This is a genomic window from Brevibacillus nigriterrae (assembly GCF_049846925.1).
Lineage (GTDB): Bacteria > Bacillota > Bacilli > Brevibacillales > Brevibacillaceae > Brevibacillus_H.
On the sequence record NZ_JBNCMT010000018.1, the window covers coordinates 1 to 18851 of the forward strand.

Annotated in this window: 20 protein-coding genes and 2 tRNA genes; 6 read left to right on the top strand and 16 right to left on the bottom strand. The window is 37.6% G+C overall.

What is annotated here, in order from left to right:
• Positions 1-514 precede the first annotated feature (514 nt).
• Genes ACPW7N_RS14170 through ACPW7N_RS14190 form a run of 5 tightly spaced genes read right to left on the bottom strand, consistent with a single transcriptional unit; the run spans position 515 to position 6160 of the window.
• Entirely contained in the window at positions 515-1576 is a 1062-nt protein-coding gene (locus tag ACPW7N_RS14170) for a hypothetical protein (RefSeq protein ID WP_425651756.1), read from the bottom strand.
• Between the two features lie 2 nt (positions 1577-1578).
• Positions 1579-2703, bottom strand: a complete 1125-nt coding sequence (locus tag ACPW7N_RS14175; protein WP_425651757.1) for a hypothetical protein — start codon at positions 2701-2703, stop codon at positions 1579-1581.
• 28 nt (positions 2704-2731) lie between these two features.
• Positions 2732-3949, bottom strand: a complete 1218-nt coding sequence (locus tag ACPW7N_RS14180) for a PD-(D/E)XK nuclease family protein (protein ID WP_425651758.1) — start codon at positions 3947-3949, stop codon at positions 2732-2734.
• Between the two features lie 21 nt (positions 3950-3970).
• Positions 3971-4954 carry a hypothetical protein gene (locus ACPW7N_RS14185; RefSeq protein WP_425651759.1) on the bottom strand — a complete coding sequence of 328 codons (984 nt, stop codon included), beginning with the start codon at positions 4952-4954 and terminating at the stop codon, positions 3971-3973.
• A 24-nt stretch (positions 4955-4978) separates the two neighbouring features.
• Entirely contained in the window at positions 4979-6160 is a 1182-nt protein-coding gene (locus ACPW7N_RS14190) for an MvaI/BcnI family restriction endonuclease (RefSeq protein WP_425651760.1), read from the bottom strand.
• A 233-nt stretch (positions 6161-6393) separates the two neighbouring features.
• On the opposite strand from ACPW7N_RS14190, the gene ACPW7N_RS14195 reads away from it, so the two are divergent.
• Positions 6394-7941, top strand: a complete 1548-nt coding sequence (locus tag ACPW7N_RS14195) for a DNA cytosine methyltransferase (RefSeq protein WP_425651761.1) — start codon at positions 6394-6396, stop codon at positions 7939-7941.
• A 601-nt stretch (positions 7942-8542) separates the two neighbouring features.
• Positions 8543-8887: a hypothetical protein gene (locus tag ACPW7N_RS14200; protein WP_425651762.1), complete on the top strand. Its 345-nt coding sequence runs from the start codon at positions 8543-8545 to the stop codon at positions 8885-8887.
• A gap of 52 nt (positions 8888-8939) precedes the next feature.
• Here ACPW7N_RS14200 and ACPW7N_RS14205 read toward each other — a convergent pair whose 3' ends face one another.
• From ACPW7N_RS14205 to ACPW7N_RS14230, 6 genes are all read right to left on the bottom strand, one after another.
• A complete protein-coding gene (locus ACPW7N_RS14205; RefSeq protein ID WP_425651763.1) occupies positions 8940-9158 on the bottom strand; it encodes a hypothetical protein in 219 nt (72 codons plus the stop codon).
• Positions 9159-10372: 1214 nt separating this feature from the next.
• Positions 10373-11110, bottom strand: a complete 738-nt coding sequence (locus ACPW7N_RS14210) for a hypothetical protein (protein WP_425651764.1) — start codon at positions 11108-11110, stop codon at positions 10373-10375.
• Positions 11111-11586: 476 nt separating this feature from the next.
• Positions 11587-11793, bottom strand: coding sequence for a hypothetical protein (locus ACPW7N_RS14215; protein ID WP_425651765.1), 207 nt, complete (start codon positions 11791-11793; stop codon positions 11587-11589).
• 268 nt (positions 11794-12061) lie between these two features.
• Positions 12062-12376, bottom strand: coding sequence for an N-acetylmuramoyl-L-alanine amidase (locus ACPW7N_RS14220; protein WP_425651766.1), 315 nt, complete (start codon positions 12374-12376; stop codon positions 12062-12064).
• On the bottom strand, positions 12363-12671 hold the full coding sequence (locus ACPW7N_RS14225) for a phage holin family protein (RefSeq protein ID WP_425651767.1): 309 nt from the start codon (positions 12669-12671) through the stop codon (positions 12363-12365). Before ACPW7N_RS14225 ends, ACPW7N_RS14220 begins: the two co-directional genes overlap by 14 nt.
• A 65-nt stretch (positions 12672-12736) precedes the next feature.
• Positions 12737-13021 (bottom strand): hypothetical protein, encoded by a 285-nt coding sequence (locus ACPW7N_RS14230; protein ID WP_425651768.1) that lies wholly within the window; start codon positions 13019-13021, stop codon positions 12737-12739.
• A gap of 260 nt (positions 13022-13281) precedes the next feature.
• Here ACPW7N_RS14230 and ACPW7N_RS14235 point away from each other — a divergent pair, with 260 nt between their 5' ends.
• Positions 13282-14118, top strand: a complete 837-nt coding sequence (locus ACPW7N_RS14235; protein ID WP_425651769.1) for a tyrosine-type recombinase/integrase — start codon at positions 13282-13284, stop codon at positions 14116-14118.
• Between the two features lie 366 nt (positions 14119-14484).
• On the opposite strand, the gene ACPW7N_RS14240 is transcribed toward ACPW7N_RS14235, so the two are convergent.
• The 3 genes from ACPW7N_RS14240 to ACPW7N_RS14250 all read right to left on the bottom strand — a co-directional run bounded on the left by ACPW7N_RS14240 (position 14485) and on the right by ACPW7N_RS14250 (position 15499).
• Positions 14485-14560, bottom strand: a tRNA-Val gene (locus ACPW7N_RS14240).
• Between the two features lie 69 nt (positions 14561-14629).
• A tRNA-Ile gene (locus ACPW7N_RS14245) sits at positions 14630-14706 on the bottom strand.
• A gap of 226 nt (positions 14707-14932) precedes the next feature.
• On the bottom strand, positions 14933-15499 hold the full coding sequence (locus tag ACPW7N_RS14250; RefSeq protein WP_425651770.1) for a phosphatidylglycerophosphatase A family protein: 567 nt from the start codon (positions 15497-15499) through the stop codon (positions 14933-14935).
• 259 nt (positions 15500-15758) lie between these two features.
• Between ACPW7N_RS14250 and ACPW7N_RS14255 the strand changes: the two genes are divergently transcribed.
• A complete protein-coding gene (locus tag ACPW7N_RS14255) occupies positions 15759-16493 on the top strand; it encodes an alpha/beta hydrolase (RefSeq protein ID WP_425651771.1) in 735 nt (244 codons plus the stop codon).
• Here the strand turns inward: ACPW7N_RS14255 and ACPW7N_RS14260 are convergent, their stop codons facing one another.
• A complete protein-coding gene (locus ACPW7N_RS14260; protein WP_425651772.1) occupies positions 16494-16643 on the bottom strand; it encodes a hypothetical protein in 150 nt (49 codons plus the stop codon). It abuts the gene before it with no gap.
• Between the two features lie 199 nt (positions 16644-16842).
• Between ACPW7N_RS14260 and ACPW7N_RS14265 the strand changes: the two genes are divergently transcribed.
• Together ACPW7N_RS14265 and ACPW7N_RS14270 are read left to right on the top strand one after the other, a co-directional pair.
• Entirely contained in the window at positions 16843-17352 is a 510-nt protein-coding gene (locus ACPW7N_RS14265) for a 2'-5' RNA ligase family protein (RefSeq protein WP_425651773.1), read from the top strand.
• Between the two features lie 79 nt (positions 17353-17431).
• A complete protein-coding gene (locus ACPW7N_RS14270; protein ID WP_425651774.1) occupies positions 17432-17890 on the top strand; it encodes a GNAT family N-acetyltransferase in 459 nt (152 codons plus the stop codon).
• Positions 17891-17906: 16 nt separating this feature from the next.
• Here ACPW7N_RS14270 and ACPW7N_RS14275 read toward each other — a convergent pair whose 3' ends face one another.
• Entirely contained in the window at positions 17907-18800 is an 894-nt protein-coding gene (locus ACPW7N_RS14275; RefSeq protein WP_425651775.1) for a PHP domain-containing protein, read from the bottom strand.
• Positions 18801-18851 lie beyond the last annotated feature (51 nt).

Consider the following 18851-nt stretch of genomic DNA (forward strand, 5'->3'; position numbering starts at 1 on the left):
GATCATGAAAAAGTTACCCACCCAGCGGGTGGTTATATTTTGCCATGGTGGTCAATTTTTTGATGAGCACGGTGGTCAACTTTTTGGTTGACATTCACAATTATAAGCTGTAATACTATATCATCAACTCCAGTTGAATCTAAAACAACTGTATAATCTTCTTCACTAATCTCATACATTTAATTCACCTCAACTTCTTAATTCAACATTTCTTTAAGTTACAGGTTCAATTGTCAAGAAAGATAGAGCTCAAACAATTTTGAATTCAATTATTAAATTTGACTAAGTAATTATTGTACTTTATATTTAAAATTTTCCACTCTAGCCCAACTTTTTCAAATATAAATCTTACGCAAATATCTTCATTAATCCAGTGTTCAATTACAAAAACCTCAAGTTTATTTTCAATTTGAAGTGGTTTTGAAATAGTAAAATTCAAAAAAATATATTATAAAGACACTTGCATGCAAACAAGCGTCTTTATAATATATTTTTTTTACAATAAGTTAAAGCTTTAGTTATATTCTTTTACTCGAAATCCTTCGATTAATATTTCATACAATAGTGGTTCTGCGAAGCTGTTTACAAATTCTTCATCTTTGGACTCCATGATATATTCTCCAATTTTATTATGTGCAATACAGCATCGAATTCGGTATATCCAATATGCCGCTACATTAATAATGAATTGCTTGTGCTGCTCTTCTCCATAATTTTTTGCATAGTGTTGTTTAAGTTGAGAGTATTCAAAACCTCCTAATTTAATAATTTCTTCGAAATCATCGTATTTTTTTATCGGATTGCTTTCTTTTCCGTAGTGATAAAAAATATCATAAGCTTTATCCATATAATTTTGTATATGGTTCAACTTAGATACAATTTGATCAAGATTTTTTAATCTTTTTTCAAAAATCCACTTTAACCGATTAATATCTTCTCTTTTATACTCCATAATAAGCTTACCGGCATCCTTGATATCTTCGTTAAGTGCCTTGATATCTTGAACCAAATCATAATCAAATATTAACTCCAACAGATGATAGAGTTTTAGAAATCTCTCAAACGCATATGGTTCATTGATGGCACGGATACAATTCTCAATATGATATTTTGTTGGAAGATTAATATTTTTAATTGCTAATATCTTTGCTTCCGTTCTATTTACTGGCATCGAAAGTATTTCATGACTAAATTTCCCCCAAAGAGATGAGGTATCTTTATAATGCTGAATATAATCATCATAGAACTCTTCGTTAATAACTACATATGAATCATTATACTCATAGTTTGTATTTAGAAAATTATTATAGTCAACATCTATAAGGTATGCTACAAACCTATAATCTGAAAGTTCACTAATATCAAAGCTTCTTTTTAAACATAAACATCCTATCTCGTTTCCATCCTCATCGAAAATCACTATATCATTTTCTTTGGTATAATAATTTGACACAACTTCAATTGGCAACGCAATTTTACCATTCACTACTATGTTATCTTCTTTTATTTCAACTGATTTTATTTCTACAGGTGAATTTCCATCTTCTGCTAGCCTATTTATTTCTTCTATTTTCACTACTATTCAGCCTCCGAAATCCAACACTGTTTAAAAGTTTTTTCTCCCTCTTCTCTAAAATATTCTTTGAATCCGTTCATCGTTAACTTCCTTAACGCGAATCCAACATTTGATTTCTTCGAATCAATACCCTGTTTAATTTGCTCTAGTTGTTGTATCGCAAATGGATCCTCTCCTAAACAATCACTTCTTAGATCTCTAAGTAGTTTTTCTAATGTTACATTTATCCGCCGAATTCTACTTTCGCTTGAACCAAAATCTGAAATCGCCGCAAAGAACGTATTAATAACATTTTCTTCTGCCAACCAATTCTCTCCGTGAATATCTGAATCAGAATAAATTCTAAAAACCTCTTCATCTAACTCAGAATATACTTTTAAGTAGTATTTAAATCTATCGAAGTTTTCATTTAGCTCTTCTTCATCAGTATCAAAAATGTTGCCTTCTATCAATCTCTGCGCAACAATGTTATCTCTATTGATTTCTGGACTTTTTGTAAGGAAACTTTCGTAAGCGGTAACCAATCTATCTAATGGAAATTTCTTAGGACGATTCCTTTTCCCATTATCTCTTTCCATGTAGATTACCAGATTCTCAATTTCATCTTCCAATTTTTCTTTGATAGTAGCAAAGAGTAATTCAACTTGATGTCTCATTGACATTGGTTTTTGACCTGCATTTAAAACAATTAATCTGTAGATTAAATGTTTTACTTCTTTCTCAAGCCAAAATTCCAATAATAATTTCTGATCTTGTTTAAATTCAACCTTGTCTTGTTTCAGGTCATTCAGAATAAAAGTTCTTTGTAATCCGTCAAGGATATTAACTTGACCAGGTCTTCCTAATAATTTTTCAAGCTCAGAAATATTTGCACTCTCAATATGAGGCATCAGCTCATCAACAAACTGTGTTTTTACGGAGAGAGTAATTGTTGGTAAAAGAGCACCTTCTATAATATCTTTTCTCATCCTTATATAGGCTTTATGTTTTTCTCTTTTTCTTTGAATATGGAACTCGTCAAAATTTTCCCCAACCAGTTTCAAATACTCATCAACGCCAATCTGGGCATAAATGATTGGAGTATTTGATCTTATATCCTTCGCATTACCTATAATTTTTAATGTCATATTTTATTTCACCCTTTTTTCTGTATTTTTATAGTTTAAGAATAGCGTCTCTAATAACTTGTCTGTGATCAAATAGAGATTTCAAATCAAGTAAAATTCTTTTTGCAATTTCTCTATTGGTTGTCTCTTTTGTTAAATGGTTGGAATAATCATACTGATATCGAAATGTGGAATCATATTTTAAAAATTGTTCTCGTTTTTTCTTACTCTTCCAGGTTTTGTCAAACCACACATCTTTCGTATTCTTAATAATTGCCTCAGCATATTTTGTGCAATTTTTTTGACAGTATATGAACTTCCTATATTGTCCACCTTCAATTTGAATTCCCATAAGTATTTCATCAGTTATTTTTAAAGAAAAATCTAATGTGCCATTTTTGTTATTATAACCCCAGTCAATTAGTATACAGTCATCTGGTAAATTTTTAATCCAGTTCTCTTTTTTATCCAAATAATACTTGTCACTTTTAGTATATTCATATTCAACAGTTACCTGCCAAAATGGATCATCAGGGTATCTTTTTATTAGCTTGTCTCTAATCTTGAGAAAGAGGTCATATAGATAATGTGTGATTTCATTGCTTCTGTACTTAATATAAATATCGTCTAGCCCAATTTCTCCAAGTATTTTGAGAGGCATATTTGAATCTCGAACAATATCTAGCTTTTTTCTATTTGGCGAGTTTATTAGTGCATTTGATAATTCAGACAAACACTTAATAACAATTCTATAATCTTTTAACAATTTTTGGTGATATCTATTTTTTAGATTTACTTTTTCTAAACTTTTCGCTAGTTCAAGATAGCTAATAATCTTCCATATTCCTTGACCATTAATTTCATGTCTAATATAAGGTAATGGTTCAAATAAAGTAATTAATCTATAGTCCTTTAGTTTTTTATTCTTCTTATTATTTAGATCTTTATTGTATCGATTTAATTGTTGGAGATTTGGAATTGATTTAACCTTATTTTCAATATATGCCACGTTATCTGGCTCACTATTTGTTTCGATAGTTAAATCAATTTTATATTTCTCTCTTTCCGGAGTAATTCTGCCTTTGTAATTTAAAGAATCTAGTTCAAAAATTGATAGTACTTGATGTTCTCCTACGGTAATTAACCATTTCCAAAAATTCGAATGAAATAGCTCTTTTGAAGAAAGAGAAAGCACAAATAAAGGTTGGTTTTGAAGTAGACTTGACAGCGTCTCAATTTTTTTAATCCATTGGTCATATCGTTCCATTGAGAGTCACCTAATCAATTCTTATAGATTAAGATAATTATAGACTGTTCTTAAGTTTGGAATAACGCAACTTGAAATATGATTTGCTATTGGCGTAGATCCAAAAGCCGTTGAAAAGTTTCTATTAAATATTTCTTTTACAGAAAGAGCTACATTATTTTTGCTTGGGTACCCCCAGTAATTACCTCCTGAGAGGTTTTGAACTCGCTTTACTGGTAACTTTCCAGCAGTATAATTAGTATGGCTGTTAGTCGGAACTGTTACGAAGGAATAAGTAAACAAACTTAAGTTGTGAATACTTTTACCTGATCTACCAACTGTTATGGACCGTGTTCTACTAAAACTTCTAGAAGAATAAATCATATCCCAAAGCATTGGAACTTGAACACTATCATTCCAATTTGTTTTACACTGAATAACTCCAACTTCATAACTTGCAAAGTCTCTATCTGCTAAGGCATTAAGTACCTTGGTAAATGAAGGGTTTCTTCCGCCACTTCCCACCCCAGCTATTGTTACCGTATTACCTACATATCTTAGTAAAGAATAATCAACTGTATATTCCTGCAAATCAGGAAATGTAATTACAATAATGTCAGTTTCAGATGTTGAATCATAAGCCCCATAATATACTGTCAAACTATTTCTTATAGCTTCAGGAACTAAATTCTTTTTATATTTAATTGCTACTGCCCTGGTACCAGCCAAACATAGATTAAGATACCAGCAAACTAAATGTTCCCACGAATTCCCTGCCTTTGCCAATGCACTATTTGCTTCAGAAGTTGAGGTATGGCCCCCTCTACCCGAGCCTCGTGTTGAAAGAAAAATGTCTGATAGATGATCACCTAGATTAAATATACCGGTTGGATTATAGTTTCCTGATGTAAGGATGTAGGAATCTATTATTGGTTTCCAATTTGAATTGAAAACTGAATTAAATGTTGAATTGTTAAAACTATCATTCATAACTTTTTCTCGGATAAGCTCAACGATATTAGCCATAATAATCCTCCATAGGATAATCTTTTATATCTCCAACATTTTTGTTTCCCCAAAAAGCAGATGACGATCTCTAGGATTCATTCGAAAACAATGTCCCTTATCTTTATAACCTGTCCTATCAATGCGAACACGGCCACGCCAATCATAAACAACTAGCCCCTGCTGAATAAGAGATGTAAATTGAGTAAAGATGGGTCGCTGAGTCAATTCAACACTTACATAATTAAAATGAATTTTTCCATCGAACACTTTTTCCTCTGCAATTATCCACATTGTCTTTGGATGCTTTTCAAGCAGCCTTCTTTTCACATCTGAGTATCCCCAGATACAAGCTTCTTCCTCAATCCCATTAACCAAACTATGTTGAAATACTTGTTCTTTAGCATCATCGACACCCATAAACAAACCTTGATTGTTTGGATTGTTATTTACGGTCACATATAAATCCTGAAATCCTTCATATTTTCTGCTTGGATATCCATATTTCAACATCATATCTGTTGAACTTTTTACAGTACTGTTTTCCCAGTCAGGAATCATACTAAAGAGAGTATCTCGGTTCCCAGAGTTTGCTCTCTTTGTTTTCAGCTCGATTTCTCCCATATAGTCTGCTGAGATTAGACTATTTGCTGATATACCTAAGCATTGTTCTAACGTTTCTCCGGCATCTTTAGGGTTACTTTTATATGGTGATGTGCTTTCAATCCATCCCCTGGCTTTCAGGAGAGAAATCTTCTGCCGTAGTTCCTCAATAATTTGATCATCTGTATTATCTGCTCCAAAAAACGAGCGAATATCATCTTCAAAATGTTCGTATCCAATTAACGGAATTGCTATCAATTCATCACGGTATACAGTAAAATATACAAGTTGCCCTACATTAACAAAGTGAGTAAATCTAGAGATCCAAAATCTTGGATCACCGGACTTGGTTTTAGGCCGATAAAAACTGGTATCCCTTGAGATAGCATCGCCTTTATTAAATACTGTTACAGCTTTGTATAGTTTTTCTTCTTGTTTTATTTCCCCGTAGTTAACAATTTCGTTATCCCGAAGGATAACTCTTAAACTATCAGATGCATCAATGATGCTTTTTTTTAACATAGTTTCAGTCATTCTTATGAGGGAAAAGTCGTTCCTACAATACTTTTGAATAATTTGAATTAATTTTTGTTCGATAATGTCAGGTAAAAAGTATGGGTTCATAAGCTGGGCTCCTTGAAGAGACAAGAGACTTAATAACTATTTATCAATATTCAAATTCTACCATAACTACTCCTTTTATGTCCTTTTGTGTCCAAATTTGTTGTTATATTTACTTAAATGCTGATTTATGCCAAAATAGAACGTACGTTTCATATATTTACACCTGGATTTTCAAGAATTTTTAATGCATAATCAACTTAGAGAAAGTGCTAGAATTGTTGAGGTGACAATGAATGAATAAACCTTTAGCTATAGACTTGTTTTGTGGTGCCGGAGGTATGAGCGAGGGTATTTTACAAGCCGGTTTCCATATTGTTTTTTCTAGTGACATTAACAAAGATGTTATGGAAACATATACAAAACGCCATGAGCAGCTCGGATTACTAGAAGGAGTACATACTCATTTTGAGCTTGCTGATGTAAGAGAACTTCGTGGCGAACATATTATTAATTCCATCAACAATCTTGAGTATTTTAAAGATAAGAATATTCCTGATATTGATGCCATTTTTGGTGGTCCACCCTGCCAAGGATTTAGTCGTGCAGGGAGGCGAGACAAAAACGATCCCCGTAATACCCTTTTCTTGCATTACGTTCGAGTGATTAGCGAAATTAAGCCTAAATATGTTGTGATGGAAAATGTAGAAGGGTTTATGGATACTAGATTTGATGGATTTAAAGGATTAGATGAAGAACCTTATGCTGATAATACTTTGGTTGCAGATATTCTTAAGAAAGAACTTAGTAAAATTAATTATAATTGTTTAGAGCCTAAACTCTTGGACGCTTCAAACTATGGAGTGCCTCAAAGAAGGAAACGAGCAATTTTTATTGCATATAGGAATATTTCAGGAAAAGAGGTACCTATGCCTGAATATCCCGAGCAATTAACAGAAAAAGTAACTGTTTATGATGCTCTTTCTGATCTATTTAAAAACAGAAAAAAACAAATTGAAAGTGACTATCAAACCAAAATAAAATTAGGGTTCACCAGTAGATTTGATGGAAATTACGTTCCACATGACGGCAAGTTATATAATCAAGAGAAGTCAAGCCATGCACCTTCAATAAAACAAAGATTTTCTTTATATTTACCAGGGGAAAGCACAAAGAATGTCGTGAAGAGGCTGCAAAATGGATTCGACATTACAGATTATCCTGACTTACTTAATGAATGCTTCGAAAACCTCAATAAAAAGTATAATTTGGATCTAATCCACTCTACCTTCTTAAATAAAGAAATTGAATTAATATCTAAATTACAACTATCACTATTAAAACTTCTACAAGGTAAATATAAAAACAAAAAAAATACTTTTGACCTTTTCCTTGAACATAAAATTGACCTAGGGTCACACGAAGAAATAATAGATGAAATTAAAAATGGATTAAATCAAAAGTATCCTATAGAGTATATTATTAATAGATGTAGAACCGGTGATTACAATGATGAATTAATCGAAGCTGTATTCACTAGAAAAAACGCCAGAAACCGGTTAAACGGCAATGATGTTTCTCCTACAATGGTTACACTTCCCGATGATTTCATCCATCCTGTAGAAGATAGAATACTAACAGTGAGAGAAATGGCTAGACTACAATCTTTTGATGATAGCTTTATATTTTACGGCAAAAGGACAACAGGTGGGTCCAGAAGAAAGCTCGAGGTCCCGCAATATACACAAGTGGGAAATGCCGTACCTCCCTTGCTGGCAAAGGCAATTGCAATCAAAATTAAAATTGCTATTGATTCTTTAAACCTCCCAAAAATTAATGTATAAAAAAGAAAAATCGCCTTACTTGGCGATTTTTCTTTTTCTTTTTCTTTTTCACCCTTCTTTTTTTATATACTAACTACGATGAGAACGAACGTTCCTATAACAAGTGCCTAACCTCTTGTATACAGTGAATGTCCTTCAATGTCATTTTGAATTAGGAGAATTTAAAAGCATAACAATTAATTCAATACTTTCTTATCTGGAGCAGAAAGAACATTTTTTTCATGAGCTATGTCACTTACTAAGCCATTGTGGCCATTAATTAAGTATGGATTTTTTCTTTCGTGCTTTACAAGAAGAACAAGCAGCACAATTCTAGCTATATTCAGCTCTCCTATTCTTCATGATTTAGCGAAATGGAACTTCCCAAGACTGATAATAAGATAATTGACCATTTATCCGTTCACTTTCAAGTAACCCATTCCTTATCACAGAAACGATGGCACCAGATAAAAAATCGTTGTTTGGAGAATAAAATGAGACAAGCATTTGTTCAGGAAACTCAAAATAAATATAAAAAGCCCGCCTCTTTAAACTGGTCGGACGAGACTAAAAGAATTCTTAATCAACTTAATAGACAACTTCAAAAAGAGGCAGTGGCACGATGAAAACTAAAGTGATTTATGGTTATCACAATGGAAATCAAGTTCCAATATGGCTAGTAGTAAACTTTGAGAGCGATGAACTAGATAGGACAAAAAAAACACTCTACATCCAGATCGAGGCGCCGTTTCAACAATTAAACTTAGAGGATATGCATCCAGATTCAATCGGTCTTACAGTTGCTCTTAGTGACTTAGTACTGAATCGTGAAAAACCTGGGGAAATTGGCATACTTACATCAGAATTACGACAGAGAACTGATGCAGTTGGAGTTGACTTTCAAGATATCAGGCAGTTAATGATCCAAATAGCAGACATAGAAGAAATGTTCTTTACTAGAATATAATAAGTTGCCTAAAAGACACCCACCGTATGGGTGCCTTTTAGGATTAGGTGTATTACAAAGTTTGACTTAGAGCCTCTACGATCATTTGTATGGTCTCTTTCTGAATTTGATAAATATTTGAGATAAACAAAAGAAGAATTTTTGCATCCCAATAAAGTCTAGTCAAATCATATACTAATTGACCACAAGCGATAGCATATGCAATTTGGATGACCCCTACAATTACTGCAACTACAATTTTTATTTTAACGACAATATTATTTTTATTCATAACAAATAACCTCCATCAAAATAAGAAGTGACAAAACGTAAAAGGAGTAGAGTTTACTCTACCCCTTCAAAGGCGGGAGTGGAAAAACCAAAGACACTCGCATCAAGAAGACGTGCAAGTTAAATCTACTCAAATTTCCGGTAGACAATTTCTTTGTTTTTCTGTCTCTTCTTTAAATAAAAGAAGAATTTCCCTTTTTTAAGTTCCTTCTCCATAAGGAGATTAATTTTTTCAGTCACTTCTCATTTTAGAGGTTATCTTTACCACAAAATGAGACAATTTAAATTTTAGTCAATTACATTTTCTGGTTAAGAAAATGTTTCCCACACTTTTGAAGTCTCGTCCCGCCGGGGATCATGTCTGTTGAAAGTACTGTTCTTAATTAGAACGACAAAAAATTGGTATTTCCACCCTACCTACATCTTACAACAAACAAATCTGGACCTCAAGTTCTTTATTTATAGTCTTTCACATGTTTTAAGAAAAGTCTTTTTGTGAATGCCTCACGATTTTCTCTCTTCTTAGTTCTCACCTTTTCAAATTCCTACTGATTCACATGCTATTCTCTTCATGCTGCAGGTACATCTGCCTTTGCTTAGGAAATACGAATCGCATTACGGCAAAGATGTTATCTATCTTTAATGCCAAGGTTTATTCTCATTCCTTTCCCATTTCTCCAAAACCTTCATCTTGTCTGGACTCATCCTGTCCCACTCAATGTATTTCTCTTTAGCAAGGACTTCGAGAACCTCCATGATATCGCCACGAGTCCTACCTGTTTTAATGCACAGTTCATCAATTGTAGGCGTCCTCCTACGTGTGGACGAGAAATTACCGATAATGCGTAGCACCTTACGTTGAATATCAGATAGCACCAGTGCTCACCACCGGATGAATCGCAAGCATGTTATCTATAGCGAATACACGTGGAGCACGCTTGGTTAGGCAGTAGGCTTTCACTTGATCATTCTTTATTTTCAATAGCCTTACTATTCGCTTACTGGTTATGCCGTTACGGTCAAGATATATGATTTCAATTGATTGATTGATTGAGGTATCTTTCCAGCTTCATCATGTTCGCTTCCTTTCGTATTTGTACGAACACCCGTTTGTGTTATGTGCGAACGGAATGCAAACGTGCAAATAAAAAATCTGCCATTTTAACAGCAGACTCCTTAGATTTCAAAGTTACATTTTAAGCTTATAAGTTGATATTACTTTCCTTCTTTTGCTAATTCATTAATAATGTACTCGATAGTTGATTCATCGAAAGTTATTTGATCGTCTAATGTGCTTACAAAGTCTATGATCGGTCCACCAATTTTACTCTTTTGGGCAAAAATGTTTGAAAAGATCTCAGGATCCACTTGTAAATTTAGTTCATCAATTTTTGATCCAAAAATGCAAAATAGTTCAATAACTAACTTTAATAAACTATTTCCTAATTCATTAAATACTTCTTCTGTTACTGGTTTTTTTACTTCTGGGTAAGCAACAATCAATATGTTAAGCAGGAACACCAATACAGATTTAATTATTAAAGATGAAAGTTCTTTTCGACCATCTTGGTTGTTATCAAGACTCATTATTAGGGATAGCGCATCAGGATGAGAAAATGCACTAACAAGTTCATAAACTTGTTCATATGTACCATTAAGTACAAGAAGAGTATCCTTTACCCGAGGGCCTTTGCCAAAAACCTTAGAGACTTCTGCAGTCATTTTTTCGGGATTTTTCTTAAAATAATTGATCCTAGCTGCATGCTCGATTGCTACTCTAAGTGAAACTGAAGTATCTAGATCAAAGCCTTTATCATTAAGTAACTTAGCTGCATCAATTGTTATTAATATTCTTTTTAGCGAAGCGAGAAAATAACTATTTTTCTCTTCCTCTTGTAATTGGTTTATATAAGTTTTGACTGTAGAAAAACACCAATTAATATCATATTCCATTAATCTTACCTACCTTCAAACCATTTTATTGAATATTATCATATAGTAAATACAAAAAAGCCCCCTACCAGAAATTTAGAGTGCACCCCTTATAGTAGACATTGGAAAAACACCCCTGGTGTAAATCTGATAGAGGGCTATCATTTTCTCTTATCTCTTGTGCTCCAATCAAGCGACTTATCAATTCTATTATCGGGAATGTTTTTTTCGTTTCTGATCATCTGCAAGAGGTCTGATATTGTCTTGTCCAGAAGTTTACCTTTATGATTTGAAAACAGCCTGTTTCTTTCGCTCAATAATATATCCAGCACCAGTTTCTTTTGGTCACTACTAAACATAAAATTCTTCCTTTAAATAGTTTATTTTCTTAACAAATTCTTCAAGCCAAAACAGGATTCCTTCAAAAACGACAAAAACCCTCCCTCGGATGTACGAGAGAGGGCTGACTGTATCCTCCGCCTGTAGGCCAATGTATTCTATTCTTTTTTCAAGGTTACAGTCTCAGTTTCCTTCACCCAGTCAACTTGTAGATTGAGTGCCGCCGCAAGCTGCCGAGAAGTAGCGTAGGCCACTCCGTCCTCTATCGTCTCGTCCAGGTCTTTGCCGTTAACTCTTACCTGCTTTGTAATCGGACACCATTCTGGAATATTCCCAACAGCTTCAGCAACGGCTCTAGTCGGCAACCTCGTTACTCCGTTCCGGTTTTTACCCTTCGCTATTAGCAACTCTCCGTTCACTTCGATTGAGCAAGGCTTGTCCACAGGCTGTTGTGGATTGACAGTAAGTAACTGAGCGACATCTCGCTTAAACTTTTCCCATGCTTTCTCTGCCGTCAGCCCGGTGTACTGCCTAGCTTTGTCATCTGAAACAAAGAATGCAGAGCAGTTCTTACCTGTGATGTCGTAGTGCCGCCAAAGTTTGTCTACGCTCCAACCGTGGAGTTTTAGGATGTCAGCAGCTAACTCCACCGCCTTCTGAACATTGCTTTATAATTACGGTCCTGGTTGACACACATTTCGATACCAATGATTTGGCTCCTACATTGTAGCCCATCTCTGTTTCATCAAGGCAGCGCACGATCTGCTTGTCGTCTACTATGTAGCGCGCACTGGCCTGTGTTGATGGTTTATTAAAGTAGTTCCGGTTGGCGGTTGCATTTGCCCCTTTGCCTTCATTGGCTGTCCAGTGAATGACCAGCCCTTTTGGAGTGATTTTAGTACCGGGACGAGAGTTTTTGTTAGCTAGAAGAATTTCAGTGATTTGCATCGTATTTCTCTTCCTTTTCATATCGCTTGACTAACGTTTGTTTCCATAGTTGGTGTGTGAGAGAGGTAGCTCCAGCTACCAGCACACCTTGTATTATGGCAACTACTGTTATACCTTTGAGTACACCACATGCCAGAACTATCCCAATTCCAACCAGTATCCAAGGAATCAACCAATCTTTGACCATTGGTGTCTTTTTAAGAAAATACCCAATTACAAGTAACGCTACATACACACCCGTCATTTGCGGGCCGATGTTTTGCATTACTAAAGTTAGCAATTCACTTTCACTCATTGTCCTCCACCGCCTCTAATAAAGTTCAAAATAAGAGCTGCAACGCCAATCACGGTACCAACGAGCTACTTCTTATCGGCGTTGCCCGACTTCTTATCTTCTTCGATCTTTTTCTCGATTTCCTTTTTCACTTCATCAACTTTCTTGTTGAGTTCATCCAGTTCTTTGGTGATCTCATCTAGCCGTTTATGTGCCGCCTTGGTGCTCTGCATAGCTTCGATGGTCATCTTCTCCGTCTGTTTAAGTTTGCCTGACATACTTGCAAACTGCTTTATTTCCGTCTCAATCTTGCCGATGGCTACCAGAATTTCGGTTATCCCTTTCTGCAGATCTTTGATTTCATCTGACATCACAAGACCTCCCCACTCGGGGCAAAAATAAAAAGAGCGCCGGAGCGCTCCTTTTATACTACAATTTTTTTGGTTTTTTCCATGTTGACCAAGATGTCTTTAGCTTCTTGGTATTTATCAAATACGACTTTCTCTTTCCCGTTCAAGTATAATGTTTGCTGCGTTAATTCAAAGATCGTTACCGGATCATAGGATTTTTAGATGCTCTGTCCATAATTAGCACTAAATCAAATTGATTTTGCAAAGGGTGAATAAATCATATGGCAGTAACCAAAGACAAAAACGTTCAAAAGAATCCCTGGTATTTTACAATTGAAATTAATGAGAACGGGAAAAAAAAGAGGATTACGCGAAGAGGTTTTAAAACAAAGAAAGAAGCTGAAACGGCACAACGTGATCTATTAAACGAACTTGGGCAAGGTTTAAACCTAGATGCATCAAAAACAATTTATAGAGACTTCATGACCGATTGGCTTCGGGACAAGAAAACAAAAGTCAAATCACGTACCCTTGAAACTTACGCTGGATTGGTGAACAATCACATACTTCCCGCACTTGGAAACTATGCCCTCGCAGATATCACACCTCGACACATCCAGAACCTCTATAACGATCTACAAGAGTCATGCAGACTTTCCGGAGAGAATATCCAAAAAGTCCACACTATCATAAACGAATCCCTGAATAAGGCCGCTGGCTGGGACATGATTATTAAAAATCCCGCTGCGGTTGTTGATCGCCCCAAGGCCGATACAAAGGAAATAATGAATTGGACCGATGAAGAGGCACACCAGCTACTTGAAGCTGCAAACAATGATCGGTATTACTGTGCTTTTTTACTAGCCATTACAACTGGTATGAGACAAGGAGAAATACTCGGTCTGAGATGGCAAGACGTTGATTTGAAAAACAGGACACTATCTGTTCGCCAAATTCTTAACCATGACGGAAAAACCTTAGAACCTGAAGCAAAAACAGCATCGAGTATCCGATCAATCGGGATTGACAAGATGTTTTCCGATGAACTTGAAAAACTGCGTCATCGTACCAAGGAAAAAAAGATAGCAAATCGAGATATATACGAGGAAAACGACTAGGTGATATGCACGCAGCTAGGTACTCCTGTTTCTCTCCGGAACATCAACCGCTCGTTCTATCAACTCACTGAGAAATCCGAATTGAAAAAGATTTGTTTCCACGACTATGTCATACTCACGTTGTTATGCCCTTGAAAATGAGGCAAAATAATAAGCGGATTGCAGAGCGCATGGGATGGTCGAGCGTGAAGATGTTAGATCGCTACTCGCATACTACACCTCACATGCAGAAGGAAACAGCGGATGCTTTCGGGGAGATGTTCTTTTCGGCACCAATTTTCTATTGTTCGTATCGAACGAGAACAGAAGGGGTCGCATTAAAAAACAAAAAACCCTTATATATCAAGGGTTTCAGCTTGTTATGTATGGTGATCCGGACTGGGTTCGAACCAGCGACCCCCACCCTGTCAAGATGGTGCTCTCCCAACTGAGCTACCGGATCATTGTTTATTGCCCTATAAACTATCTTACCATAAAGGTAGTCATTCAACAACATATGTATGGTATGTGATGGTGGGCCCTGTAGGACTCGAACCTACGACCAATCGGTTATGAGCCGACCGCTCTAACCAACTGAGCTAAGGGCCCTTATCGGGATTTGTAAAATGTGACGAAAATAAATATACCGCATTCCTGAAAAAATTTCAAGAGGAAAATACAGTTTTTTATTTTTTATCCACTCATTTTCTCCCAAAACCCGAGAGTGAGAAAAGCATTCCCCCAAGGAACACTCTTCTCTGCCCCTCTCCCTTACTTCCATCAGAATACTTTATCTGTTATCTACTTTTGGAATATCCCGGAAAATCCAACCCGATTATCCCGCTTGCTCTTCGCCGTCTTCCTCTTGGGAAATGTGAATCAGGCGATCGGTTTCTTCCTGCTCCTGCTCGTCTCTCAGACGATGCGCCATGCGGCTGGATGCGTTGGCGGCGATGCTGGCTACGAGGTCGTCGAGGAAAGTATTTACCTTTCCAGAACCTTTGGTATCGAGGTGGCGGATGATCCCGATCTTTTGTTTATCCAGGTGGCCAAATGTCGTAACAGCGATGCTGCCATATCCGAATACCGAACCGAGTGCGAGCGTTTCGTCACATCCAAAAAGCCCCTCATCGGTAGCTACAATGGATTGTAACGGTTCGGAAAGCATATGTTTTTCAGCTAACATATCCAGCTCGACACCGACCAGAATGGCGTGCTGAATTTCCCGTTTTTCGAGTACAGCCTTGACACTGGCTACGCAAGGCTCCATTGTCAGGTTGGGATGGTAAGGAGATTGCATGAGGAAGACGATTTCCGCAATGTCCTCTTCTCTAACTCCGCGCTCATGTAAGCGCTGAATCGCTGCATTCCTGACCTCTCTGCTGTGAACTTGTTTCGTCATGGTAAGACAACTCCTTCCGAGCTGAAAGTGAAGTCATGTTTCTATATAGTATCATACGTTAGGCAAATTGCGACAAACTTTTGATTTTTCACCCAAAGGCATGGCTCCCTCAGTTTGTAACGGTCTAAATCTTTCTGTTGTAAAGAGTTACGCCCTTTCTTGTCATGCAGTCGTTTCGGTATAATAAATAGGTAGACTCACTTCCATATTCTACAGATTCCTGGCAAATCATAATAGATAGTACGAGGAGGCATCACAGTTGGTTTCAGTTGATATTCCCAAAGGCTCGATTGAAGAAGTTACCATTTCCAGCCAATACCTTGGAACGCAAGAACGCTTGATGATTTATACGCCTCATCGCTATTCACCTTTGTATTCGTACCCAGTGCTGTACGTCCAGGATGGAGACGATTACTTGTCGCTCGGCCGGCTTCCTTCGCTGCTCGACAAGTTTTCCGACACCCGTGAGACAGAAGATGTGATTGTGGTTTTTATTCCTGTGGATAAGGCTGAACGTACAAAGAGGTACCATCCAAAAGGTGCCCAGCATGCCGCCTACAAACGCTTCCTCGCCGAAGAGGTCGTTTCTTTTGTTGATCGGAACTATTCGACGCATCCATTGGGGCATGCTCGTACGCTTTTGGGTGAATCATTGGGCGGAGTGGTGTCCTTGTTTACTGCTCTCACCTACCCCCATACATTTGGACAGGTGGCTTCGCAGTCCGGGGCATTCGACCCGAGCCTTTGCAGCCTGGTTGAGCAATGGCATGTAGACTCTCACCTTTCCGTCTATCTCGAAATTGGTGAACAGGAAACAGCCATCGAGACATCTAGAGGTACCCTTGATCTGGTGGCAGGAAACCAAATGCTGCATGACATTCTTGTGCATAAAAAAGTCACCCTGCGCTATGAATCCTTCGCGGGTGACCATACGTGGGGCTATTGGCAAGAGAATCTTCCTCGGATCTTACATCATTTGTATAAGGTGAAATGATTACTCGTTCTGCTGATTCTCTTCATTTGGATTAGGAAAAGCGAGTTCTTCCAAATCGCTGCTTCGAATCGCTGCGAATAATATAAATGATAATGAGATCAACGTAAAAATGCCAAGAAAGATATACGTCATCATCCAAGCTGTTTTCATTCATTCACCTCCCGTCAATCATTGTTGCCGAAGAAGGGAAGTTTATACGGGCAGGGCAGAAGATTACACAAAAGAATAAACATCTGTTAAAATAATGGGTGGGGACATTCGCTCGTCAATTGGGCCGGTTCAAAAAGGAACTTTTCCGGGACTTTTTGAACATCCGCTAACAGAATAAAGATACAAGGAGGGGTTCCATATGAAATACAGCGTCGTGGTTTTTCCGTCTAGTAAAGTACAAGAGGTAGCAAACTCTTATCGCAAACGGTATGACTCTCACTTTGCATTAATTCCGCCGTTTATTCGATTGATCGACAACTTTGAAATGGACGATTCGAAGCTCCCTCAACTGACACAAGTGGTACAGCAAATCGCAAGCTCAACAGATCCGTTTTCGGTAACGTTCCACCGGGCATCTACATTCCACCCGACGAGTAATGTGATCTTTTTGGCAGTGCAAAATAAAGCGCCTTTCGAAAAATTACACCAAGAGCTTGTTGAGATTATTGGCAAGCAAAGTCAGGCATTTGCTTTCGTTCCTCATTTGACGATTGGACGTGAATTGACTGATGACGAATGCAAGGATGTCTCCGGACAGCTCAGCATGGTGAAGTTTGACCTCACTTCCGACATCGACCGCATTCATCTTGTGAAAGAATTGGAAGATGGTTCTTGGAGCGTAGTCCAATCCTTCCCCTTCAACCAGTAAATAAAATCATATGAAATAATTCAGATCCTTCCCTCGTGGAAGGGTCTGTTGATTTTCCTTGGAAAGGAAGTTGATCTTGATGGTTCAATCTGTAGATATTCGCCTTGTCGAAACGAAACAAGAATTGCAGGATGCATTGGATGTCAGAAGATTCGTTTTTATCGAGGAACAGGAAGTACCGGAAGACCTGGAAATTGACGAATTCGACACCCTTGATTCCGGCACAAAACACTTTGTGGCCTATGTGAATCAGCTTCCAGTGGCAGCAGGACGACTTCGTACTTATGCAGAAGGCGTGGGGAAAGTTGAACGTGTTGCTGTGATGAAGGATCAACGGGGGACAGGCTTAGGGGCTCAGTTGATGATTACAATGGAGTCACAGGCTGTAGAGAGTGGTTACCAGAAATTAAAACTCAATTCCCAATGTCATGCCCAACGCTTTTATGAAAAACTGGGATACCTTCCCGTGGGTGAAGTGTTCGACGAAGCGGGCATTGATCATATTGCCATGGAAAAACAAATCAAGGTGCTCTCCTAATGGGAGCACCTTTTTCTTATGCTTTCTTGCCTGCCAGCAATTGAGCCTGGCGCTGAGTAGCAAGTTTTTCCAATTGCTCCACCGCTTTACCCGTGGTCGTCGATGAACCAATCATGGCATGGAACGGTTCTTCCCCTCTCCAGCCATGGAAGTCTGAACCGCCTGTCACCACCAGGCCGTAATCATCGGCAAGTCGGAGGTACGTCTGGCGATTTTCCTCTGAATTGTCTGGGTGATAAACCTCGATTCCATCCAAACCGCATACGATCAATTCTTCTACATAATCGTTGTTATCATACAAACCCGGATGTGCCAAAACGGATACTCCTCCGAATCGGCGGATCAGCTTGATTGCTTCCTGGGGAGAAATGCGTGGGGAGCGAACGTAGGCCTGACCGCTTTTTCCCAGATATTTATCGAATGCATCCTCCATGGAGGCTACCAAGCCCATTTCCATAAGCTCTTCGGCGATATGGGGACGCCCGATGTTTTTATCTGTACCTTCAGTGCCTTCTTTGGCTGCTTTTCGCTGATACACCTTTTCCAAAGTGATGTCGATCCCCAGTTCATTCAGTCTCTTGATCAAGAGAATATTCCGATCATGTCTGGAGCCTCTAAGTTTTTTTAGCTCCATCTCAAATTCTTCATTTTCATAAGGGACAAAATACCCCAGCACGTGAATATCCTGCCCGATTCCGACTGAGCTGATCTCAACCCCTGCAATCACCTGAATATCGTATTTTTCACCCGCAGCTACTGCTTCTTTGATTCCTGCCACTGTATCGTGATCAGTGATCGCCACGGTATGAAGGCCTGCTTCCTTGGCCAGTCTGACATTTTCATCCGGAGTGCAGGTTCCATCTGATGCGAGTGTATGCGTATGTAAGTCGGCTCGAAGTTCTTGCGACATCTATATTACCTCCCGAAAATGTATTCTGAAAGGGATTTCCATCTCATATAG

Coding starts and splice junctions, on each gene's coding strand:
- ACPW7N_RS14175 (WP_425651757.1), bottom strand. CDS start 2,703: ATGACATTAAAAATTATAGGTAATGCGAAGGATATAAGATCAAATACT.
- ACPW7N_RS14180 (WP_425651758.1), bottom strand. CDS start 3,949: ATGGAACGATATGACCAATGGATTAAAAAAATTGAGACGCTGTCAAGT.
- ACPW7N_RS14185 (WP_425651759.1), bottom strand. CDS start 4,954: ATGGCTAATATCGTTGAGCTTATCCGAGAAAAAGTTATGAATGATAGT.
- ACPW7N_RS14190 (WP_425651760.1), bottom strand. CDS start 6,160: ATGAACCCATACTTTTTACCTGACATTATCGAACAAAAATTAATTCAA.
- ACPW7N_RS14195 (WP_425651761.1), top strand. CDS start 6,394: ATGAATAAACCTTTAGCTATAGACTTGTTTTGTGGTGCCGGAGGTATG.
- ACPW7N_RS14200 (WP_425651762.1), top strand. CDS start 8,543: ATGAAAACTAAAGTGATTTATGGTTATCACAATGGAAATCAAGTTCCA.
- ACPW7N_RS14205 (WP_425651763.1), bottom strand. CDS start 9,158: ATGAATAAAAATAATATTGTCGTTAAAATAAAAATTGTAGTTGCAGTA.
- ACPW7N_RS14210 (WP_425651764.1), bottom strand. CDS start 11,110: ATGGAATATGATATTAATTGGTGTTTTTCTACAGTCAAAACTTATATA.
- ACPW7N_RS14220 (WP_425651766.1), bottom strand. CDS start 12,376: ATGCAAATCACTGAAATTCTTCTAGCTAACAAAAACTCTCGTCCCGGT.
- ACPW7N_RS14225 (WP_425651767.1), bottom strand. CDS start 12,671: ATGAGTGAAAGTGAATTGCTAACTTTAGTAATGCAAAACATCGGCCCG.
- ACPW7N_RS14230 (WP_425651768.1), bottom strand. CDS start 13,021: ATGTCAGATGAAATCAAAGATCTGCAGAAAGGGATAACCGAAATTCTG.
- ACPW7N_RS14235 (WP_425651769.1), top strand. CDS start 13,282: ATGGCAGTAACCAAAGACAAAAACGTTCAAAAGAATCCCTGGTATTTT.
- ACPW7N_RS14250 (WP_425651770.1), bottom strand. CDS start 15,499: ATGACGAAACAAGTTCACAGCAGAGAGGTCAGGAATGCAGCGATTCAG.
- ACPW7N_RS14260 (WP_425651772.1), bottom strand. CDS start 16,643: ATGAAAACAGCTTGGATGATGACGTATATCTTTCTTGGCATTTTTACG.
- ACPW7N_RS14265 (WP_425651773.1), top strand. CDS start 16,843: ATGAAATACAGCGTCGTGGTTTTTCCGTCTAGTAAAGTACAAGAGGTA.
- ACPW7N_RS14270 (WP_425651774.1), top strand. CDS start 17,432: ATGGTTCAATCTGTAGATATTCGCCTTGTCGAAACGAAACAAGAATTG.
- ACPW7N_RS14275 (WP_425651775.1), bottom strand. CDS start 18,800: ATGTCGCAAGAACTTCGAGCCGACTTACATACGCATACACTCGCATCA.